16 protein-coding genes are annotated in these 16,265 nt (G+C 39.6%); 12 read left to right on the top strand and 4 right to left on the bottom strand.

Annotation, left to right across the window (positions count from 1 at the left end; genetic code table 11):
- Position 1 precedes the first annotated feature (1 nt).
- The 6 genes from N745_RS0107585 to rmuC are packed head-to-tail and all read left to right on the top strand — an operon-like array spanning position 2 to position 7,141.
- Positions 2-1,684, top strand: a complete 1,683-nt coding sequence (locus tag N745_RS0107585) for a GspE/PulE family protein (RefSeq protein WP_024851525.1) — start codon at positions 2-4, stop codon at positions 1,682-1,684.
- A 3-nt stretch (positions 1,685-1,687) separates the two neighbouring features.
- Complete coding sequence (locus N745_RS0107580) at positions 1,688-2,893, top strand: type II secretion system F family protein (protein WP_024851524.1); 1,206 nt, start codon at positions 1,688-1,690, stop codon at positions 2,891-2,893.
- The gene (locus tag N745_RS0107575; protein WP_024851523.1) at positions 2,893-4,452 is read left to right on the top strand and encodes a hypothetical protein; all 1,560 of its coding nucleotides are present in this window, start codon (positions 2,893-2,895) and stop codon (positions 4,450-4,452) included. The genes N745_RS0107580 and N745_RS0107575 overlap by 1 nt, the downstream gene beginning before the upstream one ends.
- Positions 4,452-5,096 carry a hypothetical protein gene (locus tag N745_RS0107570; protein WP_024851522.1) on the top strand — a complete coding sequence of 215 codons (645 nt, stop codon included), beginning with the start codon at positions 4,452-4,454 and terminating at the stop codon, positions 5,094-5,096. The genes N745_RS0107575 and N745_RS0107570 overlap by 1 nt, the downstream gene beginning before the upstream one ends.
- 3 nt (positions 5,097-5,099) lie before the next feature.
- A complete protein-coding gene (locus N745_RS0107565; RefSeq protein ID WP_024851521.1) occupies positions 5,100-5,690 on the top strand; it encodes a hypothetical protein in 591 nt (196 codons plus the stop codon).
- Positions 5,691-5,716: 26 nt separating this feature from the next.
- Positions 5,717-7,141 carry a DNA recombination protein RmuC gene (gene rmuC / locus N745_RS0107560; protein ID WP_038071203.1) on the top strand — a complete coding sequence of 475 codons (1,425 nt, stop codon included), beginning with the start codon at positions 5,717-5,719 and terminating at the stop codon, positions 7,139-7,141.
- Between the two features lie 10 nt (positions 7,142-7,151).
- On the opposite strand, the gene N745_RS0107555 is transcribed toward rmuC, so the two are convergent.
- A complete protein-coding gene (locus N745_RS0107555) occupies positions 7,152-7,529 on the bottom strand; it encodes a response regulator (RefSeq protein WP_024851519.1) in 378 nt (125 codons plus the stop codon).
- Positions 7,530-7,829: 300 nt separating this feature from the next.
- Here N745_RS0107555 and rpsP point away from each other — a divergent pair, with 300 nt between their 5' ends.
- The 6 genes from rpsP to N745_RS0107525 all read left to right on the top strand — a co-directional run bounded on the left by rpsP (position 7,830) and on the right by N745_RS0107525 (position 11,586).
- The gene (gene rpsP / locus N745_RS0107550; protein ID WP_024851518.1) at positions 7,830-8,069 is read left to right on the top strand and encodes a 30S ribosomal protein S16; all 240 of its coding nucleotides are present in this window, start codon (positions 7,830-7,832) and stop codon (positions 8,067-8,069) included.
- A gap of 19 nt (positions 8,070-8,088) precedes the next feature.
- Positions 8,089-8,610, top strand: coding sequence for a ribosome maturation factor RimM (rimM, locus tag N745_RS0107545; protein WP_038070680.1), 522 nt, complete (start codon positions 8,089-8,091; stop codon positions 8,608-8,610).
- A 20-nt stretch (positions 8,611-8,630) separates the two neighbouring features.
- A complete protein-coding gene (gene trmD, locus N745_RS0107540) occupies positions 8,631-9,338 on the top strand; it encodes a tRNA (guanosine(37)-N1)-methyltransferase TrmD (protein ID WP_024851516.1) in 708 nt (235 codons plus the stop codon).
- A 106-nt stretch (positions 9,339-9,444) separates the two neighbouring features.
- On the top strand, positions 9,445-9,792 hold the full coding sequence (gene rplS / locus N745_RS0107535; RefSeq protein WP_024851515.1) for a 50S ribosomal protein L19: 348 nt from the start codon (positions 9,445-9,447) through the stop codon (positions 9,790-9,792).
- Between the two features lie 69 nt (positions 9,793-9,861).
- Positions 9,862-10,758 carry a site-specific tyrosine recombinase XerD gene (gene xerD, locus N745_RS0107530; RefSeq protein ID WP_024851514.1) on the top strand — a complete coding sequence of 299 codons (897 nt, stop codon included), beginning with the start codon at positions 9,862-9,864 and terminating at the stop codon, positions 10,756-10,758.
- A gap of 102 nt (positions 10,759-10,860) precedes the next feature.
- The gene (locus N745_RS0107525; RefSeq protein ID WP_024851513.1) at positions 10,861-11,586 is read left to right on the top strand and encodes a DsbC family protein; all 726 of its coding nucleotides are present in this window, start codon (positions 10,861-10,863) and stop codon (positions 11,584-11,586) included.
- Between the two features lie 78 nt (positions 11,587-11,664).
- Here the strand turns inward: N745_RS0107525 and N745_RS0107520 are convergent, their stop codons facing one another.
- The 3 genes from N745_RS0107520 to N745_RS0107510 form a co-directional block, all read right to left on the bottom strand.
- The gene (locus N745_RS0107520) at positions 11,665-12,393 is read right to left on the bottom strand and encodes a TIGR04211 family SH3 domain-containing protein (protein WP_024851512.1); all 729 of its coding nucleotides are present in this window, start codon (positions 12,391-12,393) and stop codon (positions 11,665-11,667) included.
- Entirely contained in the window at positions 12,371-15,145 is a 2,775-nt protein-coding gene (locus N745_RS0107515; protein ID WP_024851511.1) for a valine--tRNA ligase, read from the bottom strand. Before N745_RS0107515 ends, N745_RS0107520 begins: the two co-directional genes overlap by 23 nt.
- A gap of 223 nt (positions 15,146-15,368) precedes the next feature.
- Entirely contained in the window at positions 15,369-16,148 is a 780-nt protein-coding gene (locus N745_RS0107510) for a flagellin N-terminal helical domain-containing protein (RefSeq protein WP_024851510.1), read from the bottom strand.
- Between the last annotated feature and the right edge of the window lie 117 nt (positions 16,149-16,265).

Genomic DNA, 16,265 nt, shown 5'->3' with positions numbered 1-16,265 from the left:
TTTGGCACAACAGGTACGCTTAGGTGACAAACTTGTTCTTGATGGTGTGATTTCTTCAGACCAGTTGCGTATTGCGCTGACTGAACAAAAATTGACTGGAAGAAAGCTTGGTGAAGTTTTGATCGAGCTAGGCTTTTTGACTGAAGAAGAGTCGCGAGATATTCTTGGTGAAGTAGTTGGTTACACCTCAATGACGTTAAAGGGGGTGGTTCCTGATTCTCATGCATTGACATTGGTATCTGAGTCTTTCGCGCGTAGTCATATGGTTATGCCAGTTAGTGTTACTGATGATCGATTAAAAATTGCAATGGCAAGTCCGGATGACATTTTGTTGATGGATAAGCTTAAGCGTCACATAAAAAGCGATATTCGTATTACACCAGTGCTTGTTTCTGAAACGGATATTCAGCATGCAATTGACCATTATTATGGCTATGAACTGTCAATTGATGGGATTCTTAGAGAACTGGAAACTGGTCAAGTAGACGTTTATTCGGTTGCTCAAAAGGATGAATACTCTCAGCCAATGGTTAGATTGGTTGACGCGATCTTAACGGATGCGGTGAAAAGAAGTGCTTCAGATATTCATTTTGAACCAGAGCAACATTACATTCGGGTTCGTTATCGTATTGATGGTGTATTAACGACCATCAGGCTTTTTCATAAATCAATCTGGTCAAGCTTGGTTGTTCGTTTAAAGGTCATGGCCAAGTTGGATTTAACAGACCAGAGAATGCCGCAAGATGGTCATATGGATTTGGTCGTGCATGGTCGTAAGATTGATTTCAGGGTATCGTCTTTACCTGGTACAGATGGAGAAAATTTTGTACTAAGGATTCTAGATAGAGAAAAGGGGATTGTGCCTCTAGATAGCCTAGGTCTAGACTCAGCTAGCTATCAAGATTTAAAGTTGATGATGTCGAGGCCGACTGGGATTATGTTGGTTACAGGGCCAACAGGATCGGGTAAAACCACAACGCTCTATTCCATGTTGAATGAGATTAACCACGAAGGCGTGAATACAATGACGCTGGAGGACCCTGTTGAATACCCAATGGCGATGATCCGGCAAACCTCTATCAATGAAGATATCGGGATGACATTCGCAGCAGGTGTGCGAGCCTTGTTAAGGCAAGATCCAGATATTATTCTTATCGGTGAGATACGTGATGCTGAAACCGCTGAGATGGCTCTTAGAGCTGCGATGACAGGGCATCAGGTTTTTGCAACCTTACATACGAACTCTGCGATCGGTGCTATACCCCGTTTGTTTGACATTGGTGTTAAACCATCAATTCTATCAGGTAACCTTATTGGAATATTGGGGCAGCGTCTCGTTCGAAAACTTTGCCCAAATTGTAAAACACCCTACCAACCAGAACTGTTTGAAAAAGAAATTCTTGGCCTAAAACCCGATGAAGAAGTTGTGCTGTATCACTCTCAAGGTTGTGATAGCTGCGGAGGAATGGGATATAAGGGGCGAATTGCGATTACAGAAACATTGCGATTTAATGATGCGTTAGATGAGTTAGTTTTGCAGAGAGCTTCTCAGCATCAGATTCTTGAAACAGCCATTTCCCAAGGTTTTCGTCCTTTATTGCAAAATTCACTTAAATGGGTGCTTTCTGGAGACACAACTTTAGAAGAAATTAGCCGTGTTGTTGATTTGACGGAGTTGGTTTAACTTATGCAAGATTATCGTTATAGCGGGGTGAACCGTTTTGGGAAGCGCGTTGGTGGTGATATGCAAGCGGCAAACCCTCAAGATCTAGAGCAAAGACTAAAGCTTTCCAAAATTGAACTTATTTCTTACAGCATTCCGTCTAAAGGATTTTTTTCTAAGGTTGTGAGAAAGCGTATACAGCGTCGAGACGTGATTATAATCACGATGCAATTTCGCCAACTTTTAAAAGCTGGTGTTCCTTTAATGGACATTATTGATGACTTAAGAAAGTCATACGAAAATGATGCTGTAAAAGAAATGTTGTCTTCAATTTATGAGGCGATGGAGGGGGGAGAGAGTTTTTCAGAAGCTCTATCAGCTTATGAAAAAGAGTTTGGTAAGGTTTATATCGCATTGGTTGCAATTGGTGAACAGACTGGGCAGCTGGAGCTCATTTTGAGTAACTTGGAAGACATGTTGAAATGGGAAGAGAACTTAAGCTCTAAAGCAAAAAAAGTCATGATTTATCCTTCTATTGTGGGTACTGTTGTACTCGGCGTCTTGATGTTGATGATGGTGTTCGTTGTTCCAGAAGTGCTTGGTTTTGTAAAAGAAATGGGAGGAGAGCTTGGTTTTGCCACTAAATCACTGTTAGCAACTTCCAGTTTTGTTAATGACAATATTATTGCTATTTTGTTGCTTCCTTTTTTTATATGGCTAGGTATGCGTTATTTGTTGAAAAAGTCGCCATCTTTTAGATTAAAACTTGATGCAATGATTTTTAAAATTAAAGTCATAGGCCCAGTAATTTATAAGTTAAAAATTGCACGTATAGCGAATTCATTAGCGATTATGTATGCTGCTGGAATGAGCTTTACAGATAGTATGCGAATGTCGGCAAATGTAGCTGGAAATACTTACTTGGCGCAAAAAATGGAAAGAGCTATTCGCTTGATTGAAGATGGTGTGCCAATCAATGAAGCCTTTACTCTAGCTCAAGTGTTTCCGCCTATGGCAATACGTATGGTAAAAGTCGGTGAGTTGAGTGGAAATATGGATCAGGCATTAAAAAATGTTAGTGATTTTTATGATGCTGAGGCGAAGGAAACGATTGAGAAAATCGAGCCATCAATAGAACCTATCTTAACCGTTATTATGGCATTTATGGTTGGCTGGGTAATGATGGCAGTTCTTGGGCCTGTTTATGACACCATCTCCAGGGTGCAATAATGGATAAACTTTTATATATAAATGAAAGTGGTCTTACGCTAATTGATGTTCACAAGACTTTGCGGCATCAAGATGGAGCGGTAAATCTTGCATGGCATGATTGGGACAGAATTGAAACATTAGTGGGCGCTTTGCCATCGCAACAAAGTGTCGGTGTTATATTTGATTTTGTTGATGATGCGCATCAATTACATTGGGTTGCCAAGCTTCTGCCATGGGAGAAGCGGGCTTATGAAAAAAGGCTCGAGAGCAAAGCGTATTCAGAAGGAGCGATGTTAGTTCGTTTAAGCTGGCTTTCTTTCTATCGACAAAGTGAAGAAGGGCGTGAAGAGCAAGCATTAATGATTTCCAGTGTGTTTGGGAATGTTCAGATTGAGGCTTTGTTTAATCTGTTTGAAGAAGCAGAAATTTCGGTTAAAGCACTTTATTCGTATTCTTTTTTATTAGAAAGTTTCTTTTTAACAAAGCTCGTTCCTGCGTTGGATTTGTCTAAACAAGATTTAGAGAAACCGATGATGTTGGTTTTTCGCGAATCTCGGGTTAATTTCAGGCAGATATTCTTCAACTTTGCACGATTGAATATTAGCCGACGTATTGAACTAGATGAAGAGTTGGAAGGTGACCAGGCTATTAATACAGCCTTGATTCATGAGGCGCAAATTGCTGTTAAATATTTATATAACCAGAAAATTATTCCTCTTAATTCTGAAGTTAGCTTTGTTTATATCAATTCACATGGTCATGATGAAGAAGATGTGACGAATGAGTATTTGGAAAAGGTCGCTTTAACTAAGTGGGAGCCAAGTAATTTCTTTATTGTCGCTTCAGATATTTACGCTATTACTAACACACGTCGTTGGGACGACTCTTTATATAGCACGTTGGATTTTTTGGCGATTTATTTACAAAAATCACGACCAAAATCATTTTATAGAAACCGGTTAGTCGATAAAATTTTATTCTTGTGCAAACTTAAAAACTGGTTGTTAGGACTATCTGTTTTGGTGTTTTTATTATCCAGTTACTATGCCGTGACCTTGGGTATTAATGGCTATTTATTAAATCATAAGCGTCAGCAAATGGATGCTCAAATTGAACAGAATCATCAAGAAAGAAACCGGTTACAAAACTCTGTTGATCTGCAATATGATGCGGAAGATATTAAAGCATCGGTAGAATTTTCAGAATCACTTTTAAAGCTTAAACTCCACAATATAGCTGGCTTTGATATGTCATTGCTTAGTAATGTGTTAAGCCGTCACAGCCATATCGCGCTTTCTGTATTGAGATGGAAAAAAGTCAATACTTTTGACTCGCCATTGATTTCCATCACTCTTAAAGGCTGGGTATTTCCTTTTCATGATGCTTATGAGATGCCCGTTAAGTGGGTTGATGAATTGGTGAAAGACTTTAATTCTCAACCAGAAGTTAAAAGCGTCACTTTAACGAAAGAACCTTTAGATCGTAGTTTGAAGAAGACATTATTAATTTCAGGTGCTGCAGATAAAGCTATGAATGCGTTACCCTTTCAAATGACTCTAGTGATTGGGAGAAGGTAATGAAGTTAAACCTTGCTGATAACTTATTTCGACAATATGTGCAAAAGCCAGCATTTATTTTGCTTATTTTATTGTTAGGATTTGGTGGGTTAAATTATGGCCTATTCCAATATCAGAAGGGGTTGCAGCATGATAATAATTTGAGTGAACGGCATCTTAAAAACTTGCTTAAACAAATTAAGTTTTTAAGATCTCAGGCGCAATTGTTCCATAGCTATGGTGAGAAATATCAGACATTCTTAAATGAAGGATTGGTTTATCAGCAAGATAGAGTTAAATGGACAGATGAGTTATTGAAAATTAAAACGCAATTAAATCTAGTGCCGTTCAACTTTCAGTTTGATGCTGAAAGGCAGTTGGTAAAGAGCGATGTTGCTCATCTTAAATTGAATAAAAATATTTTTTATTATACGCAATTGCATTTAACGATGGGGTTGGTGTCGGATCTAGATCTGCTAAGGGTTCTGGAGCGGATTCATAAGCATATTACACCGTTATTCTTGGTTAAAGGATGTGAAATAATTGCACATAATGAAGTGTTGCAAAAGCCAAAATTCACTCCAAATACTTCTTTATTTGATGCAAAATGTACTTTGATATTGTTTCAAGCTAAACCAAAACCATTTCGTTTGGAAGAAAATTAATTTATGCGGGAAACATTTTTGAAACTAGGCTTATATAAGACAATTTTTTTTGTAGCACTTTTTCTTGTGAGGCCGCCTGTTTATGCCGCAGAAAGTTTGGGTAAGATTTTTCTATCTCCTCAGCAACGAGCATTAATAGAGCAGCAGCGAAAAGCTTATTTACAAAAGCAGCAGGTGAAAACGCAGACAGAAACGGATAAAAAGCCGATTGCAAAAAAAACAAAATCTGCCAGGCTGGCCCCTGACCTTTCTTTGTCATCTATTATTACGACACCGGAAGGCCAAAGTTTTCGTTTAAATGGACAATATGTCAAAAGCTCGAAAGCGGGTTATAAAGTGCATCAAGGGCAAACAAATACAAGTTCTACGAAGGTCTCATTACACGGTAAAGTTATCCGGCTAAAAGTTGGGGAGACTTATGTACCTGTAAAAGGCAAAGTGGAAAAAACCTATGTTGTTACCCCCATAAAACAAAAGGAAAAGCTCAAATTGAATACTCCTTCCGCAGTTTCCGCTTTAACGGAAGATGAAAAACGACTTGATCTCAGTGCTGAACTTAAAACGCTACAGCGTTTAACTCAGGCGGCGAAATAAATATGTTAGCTGTGGAAACAAACTATATGGTTTGGTTATTAGTTGCGGTAGCACTGGGGAGTTTTATTTCGTGGTTTGTAGCTTTTCAAGCACTCTCTAAAACACGTGAAAAGTCTCGGCAGTTAGAGCAGCAGGTACAAAGTTTTGAAGCTGCCATACAGGAAAAGGCTGAGATTGAAACAAATTATCGACAGTTACAGCAAGACTATCAAGTTCTCAATACACGCCATGCTCAAGCTGAGCAGCTATTATCCTCTACAGAAAGCAGCTTAAATACTTTGCAAGGAAAACTTGATAAGTTGCTTGAAAACGAAAAGGATTATGTTGCACAAATTACAAGGCTTGAAACGCAGCAAACAGCAGATAAGACTGTGTTTGAAGAAAAGCTCAGTTTGTTGGAAAACGCTAAGCAATCGTTATCGCAAGAATTTAAAAGTTTATCCAGCCAGATTTTAGAAGAGAAGCAAGCTCAAATTAACCATCAAAATAAAGAAGCATTGGGTGCAATGTTGAGCCCGCTGCAACAAAGCTTGGCGGAGTTTAAATCCAAAATGGATCAAACTCATAAAGCAGATATAGAAGGGCGCGCAACTTTGGTTGAGCAGTTGAAGCAGCTTAAAGAACTCAATCAAACAATGTCACATGAGGCTAAAAGTTTAACTCAGGCTCTGAAAGGCGACAAAAAACTTCAAGGTAATTGGGGTGAGATGATACTGGAGAAAATGCTCGAAAGTTCCGGTTTGAGGTTGGGAATAGAGTATGAAAGGGAAAAATCACTTCACTCTGATACAAATAAAAGATTACGACCTGATGTTATTATTAATTTGCCGGATAACAAACACATTATTATCGACTCTAAGGTTTCGTTAAATGCCTATGAAGCAGCTTTAAACTCTGAAGATGAGAAGTTGCGTCAAGAACATATAAAGTCTCATCTAGTTAGCTTACAGAAGCATGTTGAGGCTCTAAGTACTAAAAGATACGACCATATTGAAACTCTTAATGCTCCTGACTTCGTACTGATGTTCATTCCAATTGAGGGAGCCTATTTGATGGCGATTGAGCAAAATCCAGCTCTGTTTGAATCCGCATTTGAGAAAAACATTGCTGTCGTTACGCCAACAACTTTATTTACCACATTAAAAACCATTGAGCAGTTATGGCGTTACGAACGGCATTCAGAGCACACGTCCAGCTTGATAAAAAAAGCAGCAGATGTGCATGACAAATTTGTAGGCTTTATTGATACTTTCGAAAAAGTTGGAAAGCAGTTAGGTTTGGCTATGGCAAGTTACGATAAAGCACGTAACCAAATGGTTGAGGGTAATGGTAATTTGATTAGACAAGCGCAAATGCTAAAAGAGTTGGCGGGTAAAACCAAGAAAGAACTGCCTAATCATTTATTGGATGAAGCAGAAGGTGATCCGTTATTGGGCTCTACGCAAGAGTAAGGTATTATCGTTACTTTGATTGTTTTGGTAAGGTTTTGCTAATCAATTCCAATAATGTTTGAGGGCGAAAAGGTTTTTTCAGCCAAGCTATTACCTGTTGGCTCTGAGCACGTTTTCTGAGAACACTATCCGTTTCTGACGATAGGATAAAAATAGGCGTTTGTTTTTGTAGGTTTAACTGGTTTAGTGATGTGATTAAGTCAAGGCCTGTTTGGTTTGGCATTACGTAATCCAAAATCAGAATGTCATAGTCTGTCTTTTTACAGAGAGATAGAGCCTGTTCAGCATTTTCTGCAGTATCTACTTGTACGTTGTGTAATGTTTCCAGTGTCAACTTGACAAGAGAACGCGTGACATTAGAATCATCAACCATCAGGATAAGCGCCATCGTATTTCCTTTCGATATGCATAATTCATTCTAACAAACCTCATTTATTGTATAGGGTATTTTGCTAGTAATAATCTGTAGCAAACAGAGTTTCCATAGAAACAAATGAATTTATGTTGCAGTTAAAAGGTTTTTGGTGAGTAAAGTGTTTGATTTTGATTGAGAAAATACTTATAATCCCCGATTTCCGAAATGGAATTAAACAAGATTTTATGTATCAATAACTTAGGTGCATAAATATAGAAGAAATTGTGGGTAGGATTTCCTGCCTTCGCAGATCAAGATATTAGGAGAAAATTCATGGTCGTTATTCGTTTAGCACGTGGTGGAGCAAAAAAGAACCCTTATTACCGTCTTATGGTTGCTGACCAACGTCACAAAGCAACAGGTCGTTTCATTGAGCAAGTAGGTTTTTATAACCCTACTGCTAAAGGATCAGAAGAAGTTCTTCGTCTTGATACTGCGAGAATTGATCACTGGGTTGCTCAAGGCGCTCAAATGAGCCCTAGAGTTCAAAAACTAGTAAAAGACGCTAAGTAATTAGAAAACTTTGACGTTAATGAGCGCGGTGTCAGGCGAAAAACTCATTGTAGGAAAAATCAGTGGGATTTTTGGCGTAAAAGGTTGGGTTAAGATTTTTTCCGATACTGAACCGCGCGAAAATATTTTTAGCTATTCACCTTGGCTAATAAAGTATCAAGGTGTGTGGCGAACTTTCGACGTAGAAGATGGGCAACTCCTTCAGGGGGGGAAAGCCTTAGCGGCTAAGCTAAATGGCGTTGATGATCGTGATGAAGCTCGCCTCTATATGGGGTGTGAAATCGCGATTGAGCCTGAGCAGCTTCCTGATGCGGATGATGGTTATTATTGGCGCGAGTTGATTGGCTGTACGGTTACGAATCAAGAAGGCAAAACACTTGGTGTTGTGACTTCCTTGGTTGAGACTGGTGCACATGATGTTCTGCGTATTGAACAAGATGACCATTCAACCTTGATTCCGTTTGTCGAAGGAACTTTTATTTTGGATGTGGATGTTGAAAGCAAACATATCCAAGTTGACTGGGATGATAGCGAAGCCTAATCCCTTGTATGGAGTGAGCTATGCGCTTTGATGTCATTACGCTTTTTCCAGAAATGTTTGAAGCAATCAATGCTTCTGGTGTTTCTAGTAGAGCGTTGCAACAAGGCCTTTATAGCTTTAATGGTTGGAACCCCCGTCAGTTTACGACGGATGTTCATCAAACTGTTGATGATAGACCTTATGGTGGCGGTCCGGGGATGTTGATGAAATATCAACCTCTGAAGGACTCGGTTGATGCGATTAAAGCATCAATTGGTGTAAAGCCTTATGTGGTTTATCTCTCACCTCAGGGAACGCCTTTGACACAAGCTAAGCTTGAAGCTTTGGTTGAAAAACCAAATTTAACCTTAGTTTGTGGTCGTTATGAAGGGGTTGATGAGCGTTTTATTCATGCAGAAGTTGATGAGGAAATCTGTGTAGGAGATTTCGTTGTCAGTGGCGGTGAGTTACCAGCCATGATGCTTATGGATGGATTGATTCGTTTATTGCCTGGCGCATTAGGCCATAGCCAGTCAGCCGAGCAAGATTCGTTTTCGGATGGTTTATTAGATTGTCCGCATTACACAAGACCTGTAGAGGTCGATGGTATGAAAGTGCCAGAGGTTTTGCAACAGGGTAACCATGCTAAGATTGATGCATGGCGAATGGCGCAAAAACTCGAAAGGACGGCGCAAAAGCGTCCGGACCTATATGCGACTTATTTGTTGAAACAACAAGACAATAGATAGTCGTATAACAATTTGGATTCAACCTCTGGCAGCTGGTCTGTGTATTGTTGGATAAAGTACATTTCAAAGTTTTAATGAAGACTTTGATAAATAAGAGAGCATAAAAATGAAAAACCCAATTATTGCGCGTATTGAAGCGGAACAAATGAGCAAAGAACTTCCAAAGTTTTCTGCGGGTGACACAATTGTTGTACAAGTAAAAGTAAAAGAAGGAACTAACGAACGTCTTCAGGCTTATGAAGGTGTTGTTATCGCGAAGAAAAACCGTGGTTTGAACTCTTCATTTACAGTTCGTAAGATTTCTCATGGTGTAGGTGTTGAGCGTACGTTCCAAACTTACAGCCCATTGGTTGATTCTGTTGAAGTTAAGCGTCGTGGTGCGGTTCGTCGTGCTAAGCTTTACTATCTTCGTAACCTATCTGGTAGAGCAGCAAGAATCAAAGAAAAAGTTTAATTACTTTTTTCATAAAGGCACTCAATTGAGTGCCTTTTTTATTTGTAGCTTTGTGTTTTAATACAGACTATGGCTTCAGATTCTCCTTTCAAAATACAGTTAACTACCTTTCTTCAATTTCTCAGGTTTAATGAGGGGTTAAGTGAAAACACACTTGCTGCTTATCGTCGTGATATAAAAATCTGCCAGGCTGGGGTAGAGTTCGATGACTTTAAAACTGTTTCTTCTCAGCAGTTGGAAGATTTTATTTATGGTCAGTTTGAGCAAGGTAAAAGTGCAAAATCTATTGCAAGGCTCATTTCCTCTTTAAAACGTTTTGCGCTCTATTTACTTGCGCAAAAAGTAATTGAGATTGATCCTACCGCTAAACTCAAATCCCCCAAAATTACCCGATCAATTCCCAAGGTTTTGTCAGAGAGCCAAGTGGAACGTTTTCTTTTAGCACCAGATATAACGACCCCCTTAGGTTTAAGAGATAAAGCAATTTTGGAGTTAATGTATGCTTCAGGTCTTCGAGTATCAGAAGTCGTGACCTTGCCTTATGAGCAGTTGAATTTGTCTGCAGGACTCGTCCGAGTAGTTGGTAAAGGGAATAAAGAGCGTATTGTCCCAATAGGTGAGTTAGCCATTGATGCTTTGAAAAGCTACCTAGAATCATCAAGACCGGTACTGGCGGGTAAAAAGTGGGTCGATACTTTGTTTGTTTCTCGTTTGGGAAGGCCTATGACAAGACAAACATTGTGGCACAGAATCAAAAACTTGGCATTTGAAGCCGATATTCATGTGAAGCTATCTCCCCATGGATTGCGTCATGCTTTTGCAACGCATTTAATTAACCACGGCGCAGACTTAAGAACTGTTCAGTTGCTGCTCGGTCACTCTGATTTATCAACGACGCAAATCTATACTCATGTTGCAAAGGAGAGGTTGCAGAAACTCCATCAGCAACATCATCCTAGGGCTTAAGCTGATTATTAACCTTTCATTCAGGGTTTAATCTGTTAATTTAAATGGAATCTATTACAATTCTAATTAGATAAACAATTAATAAAGAGTTGAGATAAAAACATGTATTTTAAGCGTTCACTACTGGCGATGTTGGTTACAACGGCAACAGTCGTTACCAATGCCTATGCAGATGAAAATACCATACGTAATACACTGCAGCATATAACCCCGAATGCAGCACAAGCGAAAATTTCGCCAAGTGTTGTTCCTGGTCTTTATCAAGTGGTTTTGGGAACGCGTGTGTTGTTTATGGATGATAGTGGGCGTTATGTGTTTTCAGGTGATTTGATTGATTTAAAAACACGTAAGAATATTACGAATGCTGTCGAGAATGCGCAACGAAAAGCAGTTTTAAATGGTTTGGATGAATCTAAAATGATTGTTTATCCTGCTAAGGGAAAAGCCAAGCATACAATTACGGTTTTCTCTGATATTGATTGCCCTTACTGCCGTAAACTTCATGATGATATTCCTAAACTGACGTCAGCAGGAATTAAAGTTCGTTACTTGTCTTTTCCTCGAGCAGGCGTAGGCTCTGAATCCTATAAAAAGTCTGTCGCTGTCTGGTGTTCTAGTGATCGACGAGAGTCTTTAGACAAGGTGATGATGGGCAAAAAAATTCCGATGAAAACTTGTCCAAATCCTGTAATAGATGATTTGAAGTTAGTTGAATTGCTGAGAATTAATGGAACCCCTAATATCTTGTTAGATGATGGAGAAATGATTCCTGGTTACATTTCACCTAAGGATTTGATTCAAAAATTGGTTGGTAGTAGCGCTGGTTGATCAAGAAAAGTTTTGAAAATAAAAAAAACGCGCCAATAAGGCGCGTTTTTTATGTCGGTAGTCTCAATCAATTTTGAATTATAAAGAGCCCCATTTGTTACGTCTGTTTGGCAAGCGTAAGAAACGACCTATTAATAAACCAAGTAGTAAAACGCCACCACCAGTTAAAAACCATTGGCGTTGAACGACATCACCAGCCTGGCTAATTTGCTCTTTTAGGATGGCATTGTCGGATTTCAGCTTGCTAATATCCTGCATGAACTGTTGGTTTTGTTCATGTAGTTCAATCGTTTTGCCTGAGATAGATTGTATTTCAGTTAATTGTTTTTGCAGCTTGAAATTACTTTCTTTGGTCTTCTTTAACTCATTATTAACATCATTAAAGCGAGAGTTTAAAGTTGATTTCTCTTGGAGTGCTTGATTGAGTTTTTTCTCTATATGGGAAGTTTTTTCAATCTGTTTCGCTAGTCGAACACGTGCGATTGGTTGGTTTAGTAATACACTTGACGGCATCCAACCGATGATGTCTTCACCTTTATAGTTGTATGAAAGCTTAGTCCAGCCATCGTCATTTACTTCCAGAATTGACACAGGTGTACCAGATTTAAGAAGTCGCAGTATTTTATATTTATAGCCAGGTTGAGTTCTCAAAGGGATTTGAACAGAGTCTGTTACATAATGCGTGTAATCCGTTTGAGGTTGTTCTGACTGAGTTTCTTGAGCCATAGAGGACTGACTGAAAGACAGTCCAGCAACTAGTGCTAAAGATGAAATAAGGCGCAAATTAGATTTGACTGATTTTTTCATGTTGATCCTTCAGGTTTTTGAGTGCGATTTTATGTTCCTCAAGTTTCTGCCTTTCCTTGGCAACAACCGATTCTGGTGCTTTGGCGACAAAACTTTCATTGGAAAGTTTTCCATCAATACGTTGAATGTCATTTTCTAAACGACCCATTTCTTTGGCAAGGCGCTCCAGCTCTTCTTTTTTGTCAATCAAACCAGCCATCGGGATGAGAATGTTCATTTCCCCAACCAATGCAACAGCTGATTCTGGTGCTTCTTCATTATCAGATAATACCGTGATTGATTCTAATTTCGCAAGTGTTGAAAGGTAAAGACGGTTGTTTTCTAACCAAATTTCATCATTTGAGCTTAATTTATCCAGTATAACGGGTAGTTGTTTACTCGGTGCTATGTTCATTTCTGAGCGTATGCGACGAACACCCATAATGAAGTGTTTTACCCATTCCAGTTCAGCAATGGCTTTTGAATCAATCTTGCTGCTATCACTCGAAGGATAGGGTTGAAGCATAATTGTTTGGCCATCTTTAGCGGCAAGAGGAGCAACTGTTTGCCAAATCTCTTCGGTAATAAATGGAATAATTGGATGTAGCATACGAAGCAGCGTTTCTAAGACACGAACCAAAGTACGACGTGTTCCTCTCTTAGCTTCATCAGTGCTGTTATCGCTGTTTAGAATAGGTTTTGATAACTCTAAGTACCAGTCACAATATTCGTTCCAAGTAAATTCATAAAGTGCTGTTGAGGCTAAGTCAAAACGATAGGATTCGATATGCTTAGCAACTTCTGCTTCAACTTCTTGTAAGCGAGAGACAATCCACTTATCTGCTAATGACAGCTCATAAGGTGCGTTTTTATCAACACCTGTGTCAAAACCTTCAGTGTTCATTAGGACATAACGTGCTGCATTCCAAAGCTTATTGCAGAAGTTGCGGTAACCTTCACAACGGTTAAGGTCAAAGCGAATGTCTCGACCTGTTGAAGCTAATGAAGCAAAGGTAAAGCGCAGGGCATCTGTTCCGTAAGCATCAATGCCATCTGCAAACTGCTTGCGAGTAGATTTTTCTATTTTGGCAGCTTTTTCCGGTTGCATCATGCCATAAGTACGTTTTTGCACTAGGCTTTCTAAATTGATACCATCAATCAAGTCAATCGGATCTAGCACGTTACCTTTGGATTTAGACATTTTTTGTCCTTCACCATCACGTACCAAGCCGTGTACATAAACTTGCTTGAACGGTACTTGGTCTGTGAATTTCAAGGACATCATAATCATTCTGGCAACCCAGAAGAAGATGATGTCAAACCCTGTAACCAATACAGAAGTTGGGTGGAATTTTTCCAGTTCTGGTGTTTGTTCTGGCCAGCCTAATGTGGAAAAAGTCCAAAGCGCGGAGCTGAACCAGGTATCTAAGACATCTTCGTCTTGAGATAGTGCTACAGAGGCTTCAAGCTTGTATTGGCTGCGAACTTCTTCTTCTGTGCGACCGACATAAACCTTACCATCTTCGTCATACCAAGCTGGAATACGGTGTCCCCACCAGATTTGACGTGAGATACACCAGTCTTGAATATTATTCATCCATTCAAAATAAGTGTTTTCCCAATTTTTTGGGACGAATTCAATATCACCGTTTTTAACTGCGTCAATTGCAGGTTTGGCCAAACTTTCTACTGCAACATACCATTGGTCAGTCAGGTATGGTTCGATAACAGCATGGGAGCGATCGCCTCTTGGAACCATTAACTTATGAGGCTTAATGTCTTCTATTAAATCTTGAGCTTCAAGGTCGGTAATAGCTTGACGACGTGCTTCATAGCGATCAAGTCCCTGATATTTTTCTGGAACTTCTTCGTTCATGGTGGCGTCAATGGTCATGACGTTCAATATTGGTAAGTTGTGACGTTTGCCCATTTCATAGTCGTTGAAGTCGTGGGCAGGTGTGATTTTTACACATCCCGTACCGAATTCCATATCCACATAATCATCTGAGATGATTGGGATTTCACGACCAACTAATGGAAGGGTGATTGTCTTGCCTATCAGCTTCTGATAACGTTCGTCATCAGGATGAACGGCAACTGCCTGGTCACCAAATAGCGTTTCAGGGCGGGTGGTGGCAACGACCAAGTGACCTGAGCCGTCCGTTAACGGGTAACGCATGTGCCAAAGGTTGCCTTGTTCTTCTTCGGAGATAACTTCTAAGTCAGAAACAGCAGTGTGAAGAACAGGATCCCAGTTAACTAGGCGCTTACCACGATAAATAAGTCCTTCTTCATAAAGACGAACAAAAACTTCTTTTACAGCGTCTGATAAGCCATCATCCATAGTGAAGCGTTCACGGCTCCAGTCAGGCGAAGCACCTAGGCGTCTAAGTTGCTTGGTGATCGTGCCACCCGATTCGCCTTTCCATTCCCAGATTTTTTCAATGAAATTATCGCGACCAACATCGTGACGACTCAAGCCTTTAGCTGCTAATTGACGTTCAACAACCATTTGTGTGGCAATCCCCGCATGATCTGTACCAGGCTGCCATAAAGTAGAGTCACCTTTCATTCTATGGTATCGAATAAGGGTGTCCATGATGGTGTCTTGGAAAGCATGTCCCATGTGCAAGCTACCGGTGACGTTCGGTGGGGGGATCATGATGCTATAGTTGTCACCAGTTGTGCTACTTTGAGGTTTAAAGAACCCTTGATCTTCCCAGTGAGAGTACCATTTTTTTTCAATTGATGCGGGGTCGAAATGCTTTTCCATTGTTGCCTTTAATTAAACGCTGTAGTGTTTCTAAAAAATAGGTCGAATTATAGCATTTACACTTATGAAAGTTTAGGCTTCAAAGGTTTGCGTGTGTGATTTCGAGAATTAAATTTACCCAAGAGCGTATTAAAGTAAATGAACAGAGAAATAAAAAAGAATAATCTATTGATTTATAAGCCCTTACATTTTTTTGAATGTAAGGGCTGGAGGTAACTATCAATTAAGATTGTAATAGTTGTAGAACATTTGAGCTGTTATGGTTGCTCTGCGCTTGCATTGAAATACTACTTTGTTGTAAAACTTGCTGGCGACTAAGTTCTGTTAAAGCTTTAGCATAGTCTGTGTCATTGATTTGACTTCGGCTTTTTAGTGAGTTTATATTCTGAGTCGCTAGGTTATCAATTGCGCTTGATAGTCCATTTTGCTGAGCGCCCAGTTGACTGCGGCTTGTAGAAAGATTTTCAAGAGCTGTAGTGATCGTAGAGTAAGCACTATTCGCATTAGCAGCTGAAGAAATATCTAACCCGTTTAAGCCTTGCCCACTCGTTGTCAAGTCAGGAAGGTTTAAGGTACTAGTAGAGTCTCCTAAGCCAATACTTAATGAGCTTTGTGAACCATCCAAAAGGTTTGTGCCATTAAAGTTTGCTTGACCAACGAATTGGTTAATCGACGCTAAACCTTGTTGAAACTCTTGGTTCATTGCATCACGTTGAGCGGAGCTATAAGTTCCGTTCTGAGCTTGCACCGCAAGTTGACCTAAACGTTGCAATTGATTGGAAATACTTTCTCCAGTGCCGTCTGCAATCTGTAGTGCCGAGATGCCATCATTAGCGTTACGAGTGGCAACGTCTTGTTGGTTAATTTGCGTTGTCAACGCTGTGACAATTGCTTGCCCTGCAGCATCATTTGCTGTTTGATTGATACGGCTACCAGACGTTAAGCTTTGTTGAAGGCTTGCGTAGGTAGTTGCATTGTAATTGGATATAGATTCAATAGACATGCTAAACTCCTTATTACCTTTTTAGGTAAATTCATTATACGCTTTTTTTAAATTTTGTTAAATAAATCCATAAAAATGTCTTGTTGTTCATCAGGTTACTGTAATTTTAACTTTCCC

Origin of the sequence: Hydrogenovibrio kuenenii DSM 12350, assembly GCF_000526715.1 — a bacterium.
GTDB lineage: Bacteria > Pseudomonadota > Gammaproteobacteria > Thiomicrospirales > Thiomicrospiraceae > Hydrogenovibrio > Hydrogenovibrio kuenenii.
The sequence above is the reverse complement of the archived record's forward strand: the minus strand, read 5'-3'. Positions and strand labels throughout refer to the sequence as shown.